13 protein-coding genes are annotated in these 14,335 nt (G+C 50.9%); all 13 read right to left on the bottom strand.

Annotated elements, in window-relative coordinates:
- Positions 1 to 20: 20 nt before the first annotated feature.
- The 13 genes from ACKTS9_RS01505 to ACKTS9_RS01445 all read right to left on the bottom strand — a co-directional run bounded on the left by ACKTS9_RS01505 (position 21) and on the right by ACKTS9_RS01445 (position 14,322).
- Positions 21 to 2,255: a hypothetical protein gene (locus ACKTS9_RS01505; RefSeq protein ID WP_407878559.1), complete on the bottom strand. Its 2,235-nt coding sequence runs from the start codon at positions 2,253 to 2,255 to the stop codon at positions 21 to 23.
- Positions 2,256 to 2,465: 210 nt separating this feature from the next.
- Complete coding sequence (locus ACKTS9_RS01500) at positions 2,466 to 4,109, bottom strand: hypothetical protein (RefSeq protein ID WP_407878557.1); 1,644 nt, start codon at positions 4,107 to 4,109, stop codon at positions 2,466 to 2,468.
- Positions 4,110 to 4,346: 237 nt separating this feature from the next.
- Positions 4,347 to 4,589, bottom strand: coding sequence for a hypothetical protein (locus ACKTS9_RS01495; RefSeq protein WP_087293842.1), 243 nt, complete (start codon positions 4,587 to 4,589; stop codon positions 4,347 to 4,349).
- A gap of 76 nt (positions 4,590 to 4,665) precedes the next feature.
- Positions 4,666 to 5,301 (bottom strand): hypothetical protein, encoded by a 636-nt coding sequence (locus ACKTS9_RS01490; protein WP_407878555.1) that lies wholly within the window; start codon positions 5,299 to 5,301, stop codon positions 4,666 to 4,668.
- A gap of 251 nt (positions 5,302 to 5,552) precedes the next feature.
- Complete coding sequence (locus tag ACKTS9_RS01485; RefSeq protein ID WP_407878553.1) at positions 5,553 to 6,611, bottom strand: hypothetical protein; 1,059 nt, start codon at positions 6,609 to 6,611, stop codon at positions 5,553 to 5,555.
- Between the two features lie 10 nt (positions 6,612 to 6,621).
- A complete protein-coding gene (locus ACKTS9_RS01480) occupies positions 6,622 to 8,121 on the bottom strand; it encodes a hypothetical protein (protein WP_407878551.1) in 1,500 nt (499 codons plus the stop codon).
- 56 nt (positions 8,122 to 8,177) lie between these two features.
- A complete protein-coding gene (locus ACKTS9_RS01475; RefSeq protein ID WP_143259759.1) occupies positions 8,178 to 8,645 on the bottom strand; it encodes a hypothetical protein in 468 nt (155 codons plus the stop codon).
- Between the two features lie 10 nt (positions 8,646 to 8,655).
- Complete coding sequence (locus ACKTS9_RS01470) at positions 8,656 to 9,972, bottom strand: hypothetical protein (protein ID WP_407878549.1); 1,317 nt, start codon at positions 9,970 to 9,972, stop codon at positions 8,656 to 8,658.
- A gap of 16 nt (positions 9,973 to 9,988) precedes the next feature.
- Positions 9,989 to 10,609, bottom strand: a complete 621-nt coding sequence (locus ACKTS9_RS01465; protein ID WP_407878547.1) for a hypothetical protein — start codon at positions 10,607 to 10,609, stop codon at positions 9,989 to 9,991.
- Positions 10,610 to 10,625: 16 nt separating this feature from the next.
- Entirely contained in the window at positions 10,626 to 11,438 is an 813-nt protein-coding gene (locus ACKTS9_RS01460) for a hypothetical protein (protein ID WP_407878545.1), read from the bottom strand.
- A gap of 467 nt (positions 11,439 to 11,905) precedes the next feature.
- Complete coding sequence (locus ACKTS9_RS01455; RefSeq protein WP_407878543.1) at positions 11,906 to 12,820, bottom strand: hypothetical protein; 915 nt, start codon at positions 12,818 to 12,820, stop codon at positions 11,906 to 11,908.
- A 45-nt stretch (positions 12,821 to 12,865) separates the two neighbouring features.
- Positions 12,866 to 13,132 carry a hypothetical protein gene (locus tag ACKTS9_RS01450; RefSeq protein ID WP_087293826.1) on the bottom strand — a complete coding sequence of 89 codons (267 nt, stop codon included), beginning with the start codon at positions 13,130 to 13,132 and terminating at the stop codon, positions 12,866 to 12,868.
- A 149-nt stretch (positions 13,133 to 13,281) separates the two neighbouring features.
- Positions 13,282 to 14,322, bottom strand: a complete 1,041-nt coding sequence (locus ACKTS9_RS01445; RefSeq protein ID WP_407878541.1) for a hypothetical protein — start codon at positions 14,320 to 14,322, stop codon at positions 13,282 to 13,284.
- Between the last annotated feature and the right edge of the window lie 13 nt (positions 14,323 to 14,335).

The raw sequence follows: 14,335 nt of genomic DNA, 5'->3' as shown, positions 1-14,335 counted from the left end.
AGTTTTGCTGTCCCCTTTCATTATACCCACAAATTCGATTTGATAACTCCAATGAGCTCATCAGACATCTGCTCCAGGTCAGAAATGTCGATGAAGCAATCGCCAAACTCTTTCTCTACCGATTCTTTGTTCCGGCCAATACCTGCCGCGCAAACAATATAGTTTCTCCGTCGCGCTTCTCGAACGATGTTACTCAGCAAATGCTCTCCGTCACTGAGCATACGATTATCTCCGCTCTGACCATCAGTGACAACGATAAGCAGACGAATATCTGCCGGGAGGGTTTGCATCCGCTTCAGCATGTAAGCCATAGCAGACGCCGTAGGCGTACCGCCTCGACCCGCCATACCAGTAATTCGATACCGGTTTCCTCCGTCGATTTCATGCGGCTCGGCATAAGAAATAATACTGGCCGAGTTCTGGTAATTCCCAGTCGTATAGCCGTAAATAAGATGCGGAATATCGAGAGACCGACAGAAATCCTCGATGACGAGGCTGGTACGCATTGCTGCAGCAATCAGCGGCCCTTTTGTGGACCCGCTTTCATCAACCAGTAGTCCGACGCCAAGGCGCGGCTTTTCGGTCGGGAGCTTGGTTTTGGAAAAGTATTTCCCATCCCCATGAATGACCGATGTGACCTCGAGCCGCCGGCCGAAAGGCAGATTTTTGAGCTTTCCGCCCGCTCTCCGGTCTTTCAAGACTCTGCGGATGTCTCGCTGTAAGTCCCTGCTTGCACCGATTACATCATTCTCAAGGCCCTCATAGACCTTGATGTTTTCTCCCGATACATCCTCTGCACGCGAAACGGAAACGGAAATATTCGAGTCAAGACCATAGTCGCTGAGGCTGATGCCCTTACCTTCCTGATTCAACTCCTGTGTGCGTTCAGCTTCGGCCTGCCGATTGGCAGCCGCTTCAGCAATCTGGTTGATGATGTTCGACAAGCTCTGTTCAGCTGCGCCATGAATGGCATTGGCAGCCATGCTGCCGCGAGAAGAACTGCCGCTGGGGGCGCCAGCAGGGTCTTGGCCGTCGGACTTCCCGCCGGGCTGTTGCGATTCGCCGTTCATATTCTGGCTCTTCGTCGGATTGTTATAAGCTCTCGTATCCATATTGGAATGGTCGCTCTCTCCGTTGACAGATTGGGCGATTTGACCAATACGGTTACGGAGAGCATCCATAACAGCATCGGACACTCCACTTTGAGCTTGGTTTCCTTGTCCGGACTGAGAGCCCGAACCGTTGCCGTTCGGAGAAGAGTTTCCCTGTCCAGCTTGACCGCTGCCGCCGGGGGCTCCTTGACCATTCTGTTGGCCCTGGTCTTTCTGAGACTCCTGGCGTTTCTGCTCCTTCTGAATTGCATCATTGAGATACGGGGCCAGCAGGCAAAGCAGTTCATTTACGCCTTCGATGCGCTTAAAGGGAGAGCGCTGAAATCCCACATCATCAATGATTTCGATAGCCTCTTCCAGAACCGGAATAAGGGCTCCATCATAATCTCCGTAAAAGCACTGTCCAAATTCAGCGTAATACAGAATCTGATTAAGAAGGATGTCGAAATCCTCTTTTTTTGCTGCGATGTCTTCTTCAATAGTGAGTGCATTCTCGATGAGCTCCAAATTCATCGTAGCAATGTAGGCCCGGCCATTCCCCGGGCACATCTCTCCGATTTCCCGTTCGATATATCCGTCTTCAATGCAGTTATTTACCTCGCCGGCCAAATAACTGAGTACATTGCAGAATCCACCATCTTCCATATTTTTGCCCAGGAGGACTCCATCACCGGTTGTGATTCGCTGCGGAGAGTTCGGGAACCAAACGCCTTTTCTCAGCTGTTGTTGCCAAGCAGCTAAGGAAGGATAATCAGAGAACAACAGATGGCCGACTTCATGGTACAAGAGGCCCAGGAGAGCGGCGTGCTGCCCAGCTCTGGTTTCCTGGTACGTTACGAAACCGCACCCGGCATTCAACCGAATCATTGTTTTCCTGTGCAGCTTATCAACTCCGGCACAAGCAGTGAGCCCATTTTTCGGGTCGCAAAAAATTTCGATTTCCAGACTCTGAAGCAACTTGTTTTCTTCACTTTGGGATACGTTGAACCCATGCCGGCGCAAAGAATAGAAAGCGCCGCTGATGATGTTCACTGTTTTGTTCCAGATGAATCGTGCATATTCAGAGGAAGTAAAAATTTGCTCCATCGTGAGCTTTTCCTTTTTGTCCTCGACGAGTTCGCGGACACGGCTGTAAATATCCATAAAAAGTCCTTTCTGCCCGTTTTGTTGGGCGATGTAAATATGTACTCAAAGAAAAATGCGAACCCCGCATTCGTTTCCGAAACACAGGATTCGCATTTAATTCTTTGATACCTTTTATTATAAAGGCTTTTCGGGGCAACAACAACGAAAGGCAGTAAAAAGAAAACGGCGGTGGAAAACCACCGCCGTTAAAGAAGCGCTCAAGAGGAGTTAAGCCGGGAAGCTATCCTCCAATTTTTCCTTCATTTCTGCGATACCGCGTGCATCCGAGGTTGCGCCCGGGATAATGGTAATTTGGGCAGACTGATTCGGGTTCTCCGTCACCAGCGTGCTGAGCACCCAATCGGCCAGCTTACGAGGGCCGATAACCCCGTCCTCCAGACGATGCTTGCGGGCGATTTCCTGCAAACTCCGATAGACGGAAATAAAGCGGTCCAAATCAACGATTTTGCTATCGTTGGTCTCGTCCCAGTTCACCATAGATTTCACGCGGGCCTTCAGGACCTCTTCGGTCGGTTCCGGCAGGTCAATGATGAGCTGGCACCTGTCCTGCCATGCCTGATTAAGATTGCGACAACCTTCGAGGTCGAGGTTGGTCGTGCCAACAAAAATGCAATCCGGGTGACGCCGAACAATTTCGCCGGTCGGCAGCGTGATACTCTGCGTTGCATCCATAGCGGGATTCAGCGCCGGAACTACGCCGGGATTCTGGGGAAGCGTAACTTCATCGAATCCCCACACCCCTCCGAATTTCATTGCTGTAATCAGTTGACCAGGCACAAATTTGAATCGTTGCTGGCCGGAAGGCGTTGCCGTCTGCTGAGACGCTTTGGTAAACGCGGCAGCCATGCAATCAAGCGATGTAGCGTCAGACTTTTTTTCGCCTGTCAGCTCCTCATAGGTGTAGACCGGGTCCATACTGAAATCCTCTACGGACGGCATATCCTTCAGGATTTGCCGCAGGCTCATCTTTCCTCCGCACTGCTCGCCATTTTCGTCCACCGGGACAAATTGACCAAAAAGGTCAAACGGCTCTGTCATAGCGTTGGCGGCGAAGGTGTAAAGCGGCAGATGGCACCCGGCGGCAATGCCGGTGTACATCTCACTCTTACCTACGCCCGGAGCGCCGCGCAGCAGGATGTTACGAACCGGACGGGGGCGGCCAGTCGTTTTCTGAATGTGCTTGCAAACCAGGACCAGCCACTCATCCACGATATAGCTCTCAGTGAGCTTCGGAACGAGTTTTTCCTGTTCAGCGGAAAGAGGCTCGGTGCGGAAAGAGAATTTTCCACAGAAGTCCGCTGTACTCATAACACGGCCATCAGGATTTGCGCTTTTATTCCGGCCTCTCGTTACCTGACCGAAATGGGCCAGGATGCCGGTGTATTGTGCCGGCTTGGTAGTCGATGAGCGCATCCGGGTTTCCGTCAAATCACGGATTTCATCTTTGTCACAGCAAAGAAATTTATCGGATTGAACGTGCTCATAGACCATATCGGCCAAAACGCATGCCATAGAACGGCAAACATCCTCGTTCATCGGAGACTGCTTCCATTCGGTACAGAAATTGTTGAATGTGGGGGCGAAATCCGGCATGCTTTCCATAAAATAATTCCAAAGAGCAAGGAAGTATGGAGCGGAGCCATTCGTCTTGTGGTCGTACCCGGAGCTTTTCAGGAACTTACCGGTAGTGCGGTCATAAAGCACACAAGCCACAAGCCCGTTCGCATTGATGGTTGTTCCAGTGAAGGTTCCATCCAGTGTCATCTCGCCCATTGCATAGCGGTCGTTCAGGCCAAACCCATCGGCATTGGCGCCGGAATCAATCATAGCGGCACGAATCAGGGCTTTCATAAAGCCATTCGTAACTTTGCCGGAACGATTTGAAGCGATTGCCTGTTTTGTGTTCCTCCAGGATGTAGGTAAGCCACGGAGCGATACATATTGTCCGATGAACATTTTCGAATCCTGCGCCCAAGCAGGAAGGTCAGCGTCAAAATTGGAATTCCAATCAAAAAAGAAGATTTTCTTAGTAGGCATTCTGTTTTCCTCCAGTATGTACACCCGCGCAAAGCGGGTGAGTTTTAATAGTTAATGAGTGGCATATTCTTTGCGTGTGCAGAGAAAATCGCCATCCTCGTCCAGTTCCAGGTGCCACAGGGACCCCTCGTTAAAAATCGAAATCAGCGCTTGTTTATCGGCATTGGGGGGGATTATTTCGAGATTCCCCAGATATGCCCGGTTGTAGTTCTTGGCAGCCAGCTGACAGAGCCATTCGTTGATGGCACTCCATCCAATTTTCACATACCAATCTACCGTTTCCTGCGCGCTCATAAAAACACCCCCAAACAAAAAACAAAAGAATGGGGACGGATAAAATCCATCCCCATTCTTGGTTCGTTATGCAAATTTAGAAGGGCAGGTCCTCGCTGTCGTCGATTGCCGCATAATCATCGTATGCGGGCACATTCGCGCTCTGAGCGGGCGCAGTGGCCTGAGCAGGAGCAGCATTCTGAGCGGGGGCCGCATTCTGAGCAGGAGCGGCGTTTTCACGCTTCTGGGTACGAATGGGTTCAAAATCGAACGCAGTTGCGGTCAGAGAATAGCCGACGGAATTGTCGCGACGCTGGAACTCCTCCAGATGAGCCTCACGGATGAAGAACATGTAAAGGTCCTTCTCCTGCGGGTCGAACTTCATCAGACGCTCGCTCGCCTTGTCCCACAAAGCGATGCGGACGGTCAGCCCACGGGTCTCGGAGCTCACATCCTTGCCAAAGAAATACTGGATTGCTTTGACAAAAGTCTCATCGGTGTGGTAGAAACCTTCCACATTGACCACCTTGCGTTTGGTGGGATTGCCGTCTCTGTCGCGGCCATCCACTTCACGCATGGTGAGGGTGTTCTGGCTGCCGTAGGGCTTACGCACAAAGAGCTTCAGACCGCCATGAACGACATCGACGATTGCGCCGCCCTTACCCTTGGCGATGCCCTTTGTCAGCTTCAGCATATAAGCGTTGGAAGTGTTGTTCGCATTGTTGTTAGCCATAATAAATACCTCTTTCTCCCGTGTCTTACGGGCTATTAAAATATGTATCCAGAATAAACAAGAAAAGGGCGTTGGGAGACAGCCTTTCTGTATTTCCCAAACACCCAATTCCGGTTTTATTCTTTGATGTCTCTTAGTATACGGACTTTTCGGGGCGAAACAAGCCTCTGGATTCCCCCAAAACAAAAAAGCCCGCAGGCTCCCGATTTTTCGAGAGCGCTGCGGGCAAAAGGGCGCAAAGGCGCCGCCAATCAGCTTCTTTGTTCTCCGGCCGTTAGAGCATCTCGCATCTTCGACAATTTTGCGTACGCCTCCACGTGATTGGGAGCCACAGTGCGCATCAACATGCTTGCAGTGTAGCCGTTTACGACGACGCAGTTTGATTTGGGCAGCTCGAATTCATCTCCGTTAAGACCGGCGACGAATTCGCTGCGGATATCGTTATATTTCAGAATAGCCTCAGAAAGGGCATGGACGTCGCCAGTGGGACCAACCATCTTTTCCACTTCTTCCTGGACACGGCGACGATAAGAACGGTATTCTTCGATTTCATCTCGGATGTCATTGCCAATGAGAATGGAAGAAGACGCCGGATTCATTACAAACTCTGCACCGGGCATCCGGGTAAGCAGCTCCTTTGTATACACTCGCACAAAACGGGCGCGGAGACTGGGATAAAACATCCTTGCCTCAACTGAATCGGAGAAAATGTAAAAAACATCTTTCTCCGCTCCATCAATATAGCCTTTTTCCATCTTGGGCATATCCGAATCATTCGGAGACGGGAAATAGAGTACGCTGGCAGCACAGAAGGCACGAGAAAATCCGTCTGCAGCTTCCTCATACCCCCTCTCATCTCCTTGGAGCATTTTCATAGTCATTTCGGCAACAAGGCGATTCAACGCGGCGCCATCCGTATCTTCGGGAGCAGCGAACATCTCCGCTTTCATCGAAATGCCAGACGCGCCCTTATTGATAGAAACGGTTTTGGCTCCATACCGGACGAACATTTCAAACACAGACCCGTTGTAAATCGGATGTTTTTGCACTTCCACCGGAAATGCGCGTCGAGCATAGTGCAACCTCGCTCTTTCGGCAAACTGTTCGTTCGTAAAAGCATACGCTTTACCTTCGTGGATGAAAGGAATGTTGAATCCGCGACAGGAAAGAAAATACCAGTTCGGAAGAGATTTTGCCTGCACAATAAACTGCTGCACATCATCCGCATTTACCGTTCCGGATTGGGTTTGTGCTTCATGGATGGACGCGAGTTGGGCCTCAAGCGACCGGTCGATGGTTTTGTTATCCATAAAAAACGCCTCACATTCTATTGTTTGGCTCGAATAGAGCCAGATTTGTTTCTTCATATTCCAAATGGTATTTGGAATTGATGGACAAATAATCGTACAGCGGCGAACTGGTGTCCACAAGAATTGCGTCGAAATCATACCGGATGAGGATTTCTTCGGGGTTTCCCGTAAGAGTAGAAAGCTCTTTTCCATCCCGGAGGACTTCCTCTGGATACAAGTCAGCTCGGCTGTCAATAAAAACAGGGATACCGTAATATATCAGCATCCCGCCCGTATTATAGTCGTTATACAAACGCTTATAATGACCGGATTTGATTTCGTTTGCCATTGTGTCGCTGACATGCCAAGATGCTTTCTCCCATGTGTCTCTCGTTTCCGGGAAATGAACGCCGCCGTACAGAAGGAGCAGTCCGGAAATGCAAAGAAGGACACCCCACAGTATTCCTTTTTTTACCGGCCGGCCGATGTCGCCGGTATACCTGGCAAGGCTGTCTGTGAGGAAAAACGACATAGCGATTCCAAGATAGGGTGTTCCGCGCACATACAGTAGCGTAAGCCCACCGCTGAGAATAACCGGGACAATCGAGACAAGTGTGAATTTCCGGTTGGAAAAAGCGATGATGACTGCGAACAAAGCGAGGAACACCAAGCCAAACCCAGAATAAATCGTGGCGGGCATCCACTCCTGAATTCCTTCTTTGCATGCACTGTTGTTATATAGGAACGAATAAAGGAATAGCTTGAATCCATACGGATTTATCAGCATCGTTATTCCCGAAAGCCCTGTTGCTGCCGCAAGATGAATTTGCCGCTTTCTCGGTGTCTCATTGAACGTGAACTGACCCGCTTCAACGCGGACAAAAGACACCAGTAGAGTTCCAGCACAAAACGCCAGCATCATGGGTGCCGTACCGCCATGCAGATTCGCCCAGAGCAAAGCAATCAGCGGCAAGAAATAGACCCGCAACACATTCCCCTTTCGTTTCTCCCATGAACGTAAAAGGTAAAGCGTCAGTGCAAACAGAATATACCCCATGGCCTGCGGGCGCGGAGAAACAGTGACTGTACACAGCGCAGGGAATATGGCAAGCAGAGATGAGACCGTAAGGTTACTCCCGAGGTCCGAAATATCTTGGCGCTGAACAAAGAGCAAAACGCCAAATAGGATAGCGTAAAAGCAGAGTTCATACAGAATCGCTCCTGCATGCTGATACGAAAAATACCTGCCAAGCAGTGAGAACAGATAAATCACTACGCTACCGAGCCACGAATGAGCGAATTCTGTGACCGGATACTCCTGCGCCGTCCAAGAGAACGTATCCGCTTCCATGATGGATTGATGCTGAACTATCCATTCTCCAAGTTTTACATGCCAAAAGTAATCCGGTTCGAGTTGAAGTCCGCAGAAAGCAGCTGATAAAGCAAAAAGCAGCACAGCCAAACAGGCGAGTGCCGTCTGGCTTTTCAGCCAACGCCTGTAAATTGCCACCGCTGAATCTGAAAAAAACACTATAAAAATCCTCCAGAAAAAGAAAAGGACGCCGCAAAATAGCAGCGTCCTAAAAATTACTCACGGGCGTTCTTGAGAACGCCGTTCCCACGATTCAGAAAATCGGAAACTTCTTGAGCATCCTTCAGCCCGTTTTTCTGCCGGAGATGATAGCACCTTCGGCACATTCCAAGCGTAATGGCGGGGCGTTCCCCGCACACAGTACAAAGAGTATTGGAATATTTGTTGCCTTGAACTCGGCCACAACGTCGCAGCCCTTTCCCGTATTCAAAGAAGTAGCGGTAACACGCCCGGCACAGGCCCATCCCGCGCACAAGCACAGGAGAGGTTCCGCACAGCCAGCATGTTCCTTCGTTTTCGCCGCTTCCGTATTTCTCACGCAGTTCTGAAAACCGCTGTTTTACTGGAGCAAGGTCCATTTCTTTGAGATGGCCTTCGTACGGAATGGTCATTTCACGCAGTTCTTCCCATTCCTCCTGAGAAAGCCGGCATCCCGGCAACTTGTCGTCGAGTTTATAAAGCATAAATATCGCCTCATTGTTTTTTCATGGAACCCATCAGTTCTTCCAGCTCAGAGCCGGTATTCCTCCGTCTCTTCCCCCTGTTCGCGCTGGCCTTTCCCGGCGGGGTCCTGTGATTAAAATTCTTTGGTTTTGTCCCGTTTTGGGAAGGATTCAGCTCCCCCATTAGTGGGTCCGCTTCGGCAGGTTTCTGATTTTCCCCCTGCGTATCCTTGTCGGTACGCTTGGCCTTTGGCTCCTTCTTGGAGCGAGAAGGATTCAAGTCTCCAAACAGAGGGTCAGCCTCGGTCGTGTCAGGTGCGTCTTTCGGCACATCTGCCCGTTTTTTGCGGCTGTCGTCGGAAGGTGTAACAGGGTTCGACGCCGGTTGAGAAGCGTCTTTTTTCTTTCCGGCCTTTTCGGCATTTTCGACCGCGTGCAGTTTCTCCGGGGGCGTGAGCTGGGCCTCGGAAGGCATTCTCTGCGAGAAGGAATCCTGTTCAAAAATATCTGTTTCAAGCGCTCCTTCGCTCGCTGGTTCCGCTTCTGCATCCTGTGCCACAGCGGTGTTCGCGTCGGTATCCCGTACTACATCCGAGAAATTAGCGCTAAGGTCCTCGGCCCGAAAGAGAGCGGTAGGGTCCTCATCAACTGGCTTGGCCGGTTCCGCCTCCTGTGAGATTTCGAGAGAAATACGAAACAAGTTTTTTTCCGTATCACTCCATGTCTCGTACCCTGCGGGAAGCTGGATTCCGTCCTGAGCAACAGGACTTCCCTGCTTCTTGCCGAATTCCTTTCCCTTAATTATAACAAAAAAACGAGAGTTTGTCCATTTTTTATATGGGCGGTTCAAAGCGGCCAGAGCAAAGGCCAGCAAAGACAAGATAAGGCTGAGGAAGCCAGCTGCGGACAAAAACATAAGAGACAGACACGCAAGCGCGATTTCGATGACGGGAGCCAATGTCGCCCACTGTTCCTGACTAATGCGTAACGGCAATTTTAATGCTGGTAAATCCAGCGAAGGAACGGCATTTTCCTTGGGAGCGAGCATATAGCCGTGCTCCTTTCCGTTCTCTACCCGAAGCAGAAGAATCTCCACGGGCACTGGAGGGACAAAATCCGGAACGTGGATTTCAACATCCTTTTCCTCCCCAGGAACAACGCACATTGCCAGATAGCCGCCAGTTTCCGCCCAGACAACGTCCCTGACGGCCGCCTTTACCAGAGCGCTTTTTCGAATGTACACAGTTCCGTTGACAATAGAGTACAGATATGAGCGATTTGCTGTGTTCCAAATAGTCGCTCCGAGCGCCAGCAGGAGGATAGCTGCTGTCAAAATGTTAAACACCATAGACCATTCCTCCAGTTTATTTATTTCGAAAATCAACTCGGATTGTCTTTGGGGATTCCAGTTTATCTGGTTCAATTTCAAGTTCGTCCTCAAAGTCGTCTGTCATTTTTGCCGACGCGCTTTCCATTTTCTCTTCCGAGGCCGCAAACTGCATAGGGTTAGGCGGAACCACTCCAGACGCAATAAGCATTTGTTCCGTGTATTGTCCATCATCCGTTTTGCGGAACAACATACAGTACAACTCACCCGGTCGAAATTTCCTGAGCGGGGCCCGGATGAACAGGCTGACCTCGCCCTCATTTTCATCGTCATTCAGCAGTGCGTTTACGCTACTTTCTGTATCTGCCCCGGAGCTCATAGCAATAAAACGATACAGAGGATTTCGCTTAGCTCGTTTTTCGACCCAGGTTTGCTCCTCAACATCTACACACTTGGCATACACTGAAATAATTTCGCCCCTTTTCGCTTTGGCATAGACGGAATAGGCCGTGTACCCATACCAAAGAGCGATTGCCAGTCCAAACAGAATCATTTGCGGTGCATTCAGGAACATCATCATGACGATGCTGAGGATGAGGGCTGCCAACGCGCAGAACCCCACCTTCAAATAAAATCGGAGGAGAATACTTTCTTCCATACTCTGGCCCTCCAACTCAAACACTCGGGCTGAACTCGCCCAGAGCAATATCCCGTTCAACACCGTCATCACCCTTCACCCGGGCAATAATCAAGACGGATTCTGCGTCATCGGGGATGTCACCGACCCCACTCACAGAGGCGGTTACTTCCGGGCCAGAGAACGATACATCGTTTTTCTGGGCCGTCTGATACCCAGCCACAAGGACAGCTTCCGCCAGGAGCACCGCAGCGACTGCAATAGCTGCTGCTTTCCCGGGCGACATGGGAGTCTTCGTCGTGGACTCAGGGTCTTCCTTCTGAGCATTCAGCTTTTCTTCTTTTCGCTTCTGCTTTTCGTCCAGCTTTTTTTGCTTTTTCTGGGCTTTACGTTCCTGACGCTCTTTCTTTCTGTTGGCTCTCGAGGTTGCCTCCACCGCATCTTGGGCAGGCGCACCGCTTTTCGGTTCGGGTTCGCCCGGAACAGTGGACTCTTTCAATTCAGGCTCGCTCGGAACAGCAGGCTCATCCGTTTTGTCTAACTCCTCAGCAGTATCTTGCGCCGACGCGACAGGCGCTTCAGATACCGGTTCAGACACAGCCGGCGATGTCTCAGGCTCAGTGGGGCCAGCGGGCTCAGCGACCTCAGTGGGCTCAGCAGGTCCCTCGCTCTCGCTCTCGGTTTGTTGTGCGGGAGTCGTCGCCAAGAGCTTTTCCTTAATTCCCTGAAAAGTTTCTTCTCGCAGGCGGCGCATCGTCCCATCCGGCATCTGGATATACCCGTCCGCAGTTACAGGGACCGATACTGGGGCATCGTTCCATTTGATTTTGACCTTACCGATGATTTCCATAATATTTACTCCTTTCGTTCGGTGCCACTTTTGCGGCACTTGCACATCTTTTGCTGTTCAGTTTCCCACTGCGCCATGCGCTCCTTGAGGTATTGTCGATGTGCCTTTACATGGGTCTTTTTCCATGTAGGATAATAAGCACGGTAATCAATACCAAGCATCTTTGCGTGTTCTCTTTCGAAAATCGACGTCATCGTTTTCCGCCGCTCGTTTTTTGCCTTTCTCCGCTGCCATGCTTCTGCGTCTGCCTGTCGTTTTCTTTGTTTTGCGCAATCCGGGCAGTACATTGTGTTGGGAGAATCTGTTTCGATTTCCCGTCCACAGGCTTTGCATCGTTTTACCAAACCGACTCACTACCTTCCATTCCGATTCGCACTCCCATGAAGAGAGCAAAAAAGATGCCGACAGGACATCCTGCCGGCACAGACAAAAAGAAAAGCCCTCCCCAAGAAAGGGAGGGCCTCGCCTCAGATGAACTCTGCGATTTTGATGCACAGCGCAGCCTGCGTCTGCGGGTTTTCCTTGCCCGCGTAATGGATAGTCACGGCGCCAGGCGTCTGCGAGTTGATGAATGCCACCGTGGCATTGTAATCGTCCGCATTCGCTACAAGGCGCTTCTCCTTCAAAAGAGTTCGCGTCATATTCTGTATAACCCCCACGATATGCTGCGGGTCATGTTTGATTGCCTGGGGCAGTCCGTCCGTGATACCGCCCGTTTCCCACACGATACAGGACATCCGGGGGTGTTCTGCTGGAGCGGGAGCCTGCGGTTCAGTCTCACCTGCCGGAGCCTGGTCCTGCGGGGCATCCTTGTTTTCGCCCGTGTAACCGGGAGCACTGCAAACCATCGTCATGTACTCCTGATAAGCGAACTCAATCGCTTTTGCAAAGCATACGAGGTCGCCCGCGCTGATAGGGACAAAAATGGATTCGCGTTTGGCTCCAGAAACAGGCTGAATGCCGCCGGTCGAGGTCTGCTCGCCTGCACAGGTGAGCATACGCAGGACGTATTCCGATGCCGTACCACAGAGCACAGCAAATTCACGGAACGTACAGCTCGCTCCATCGGCCGACCGGGAAGCAACTGTACCGCCCATAGAGGTAAAGAGCGGGTCCACGTATCTCTGCTGTTTCTCCGCAGCTTCCTTCTTCTTCATTTCGGCAATCTTTCTCAGCCGACCGGTCAGAATGAGGTAGCTCAGATTCACAGCGCCATCTGTGCCCGCCAGCTTAATGGCACCCTCAATGACAAGCTCCTGCTTACACTCGGGTTTGCCGGAATGCTTAACGAAGCTCAGGTGGATGCGCTCATGGCTCAGCCAGTCTTTTTTCATTTTACAGAAGGATTTCGCAGCCTGTACTTCCCAAAGATGTTCTTTCATGTTCTTGCTCCTTTATTCGATATTCGATTTCTTATGTACCCAGATTCACCGCCGCGTTGCTCCCGCAAACCCCAGCAGGCATACCAACCGAATTTGCAGTAGCGTTTCACAGGCGGACACAGAAAGGAAATTGCGTTGCCTGTATTCGTCCTCACCATCCCCGGTCAGGAACCGGAGAACGTCTTGATTATCCACGCCCAGCGTATCGGCCAGCCCTTGCAAAGAAATGCGTAAGCCGTCCATGAGAATGAATCCCCAACCGTTGACCCAGCAAATTTCATACTGGTGCCCGCGATGGTCAAATTTCCGCATACTATCGACTCCCAATGTTTATTTCAAAACAGAAAAAGACCCAATGCGAATCCGTTTTCGGGATACGACATTGGGCCTTTGATGTTTTGATGTTTTTAGTATACGAACTTTTCGGGGCAAGACCAAATATCGGCGGAGCGGAACCGAAATTAGGCCTTATCGGTTAGAAATCGAACAAAGGTATCGCCATCACAGCCCCACAGAATGGTGCTGAGCACAGACAGCGCCCGGCGCTTTTTCACCGAAAAAGAATAAGTAGACATCCCGACCCGCTCTGCGGCAGCCTCGTCAGAAATTCGCTTCGGCTTCAGTTCAATAACCGTGCGAATGATGTCGTAATATTCCTGGCCGTTGACCGGGAAGGTCTTCACCATTTCGATGGCGCCGTTAATCAGCTTAATGTACTCGACAATCAAATATGCCTGCCGGTACTTTTCGTCGTGCTCAGTGATTTTGAGCATTTCCTCCTCAGATTCGCAGGCGAGCAGCCGCATGGCACGGTCATCAGAGTTCTGCGTGTGCCAAAGGATACGATTGTACTCGCGAAGCAGAATGTCGATGTTGTGGTAAATGAGCGACATTTCATCGTCCGATTGAACGATTCCAGTCAGCACATCGTCCACAAGACCGTCGATTTCTTTCCCCGCGCAATCGTATGCAAGCTCCATAGCAGCCTTAGCGTATTGATTGGTCATATACTTGGAAACATCGGCAGTCGTGTCGCCGAGCATAATTCCGAGGATGTTCGCATAGATTTCACCTTCCCCGGGAAAGTCCCGAATCTGCTCCACCAGATGCTCCAGTCTCCAAGTCAGCTTCCGGCTCGCCTCGAAATACCGCTTGCGGTTGTTCAGCATGAGCTTCGGTTCATACCCGGTTACATCAGACAGGGCTTTCTGCACATTGATGAGTCGCTGTGCGTTAGCGTCACCGGAACAGACTCGAGCCATCACTGCGTCGATGTCCTCCGCCTTTTGTGCCCACTTGAGCGCAGGATATACGGCAAAAGCTGTAACGATATCCTGCAAATCGGGATTGCTTGCGACCAGCTCGTTATACCGTCGCATGATGAGGACGGACGATGGATGCTGCGTAAATGAGCGCAAGAACACGAGCTCCGGCACATCCATCTCCATAATATTCTTGATTACATCTTTGAGCCCAACATTCGATACTGCACAACCTGCCATGTGGCTCGCCTCC

The organism is Owariibacterium komagatae (genome assembly GCF_045865535.1).
GTDB classification, from domain to species: Bacteria; Bacillota; Clostridia; order Oscillospirales; family Ruminococcaceae; genus Ruthenibacterium; species Ruthenibacterium komagatae.
This window is presented reverse-complemented; position numbering and strand designations above follow the sequence as displayed.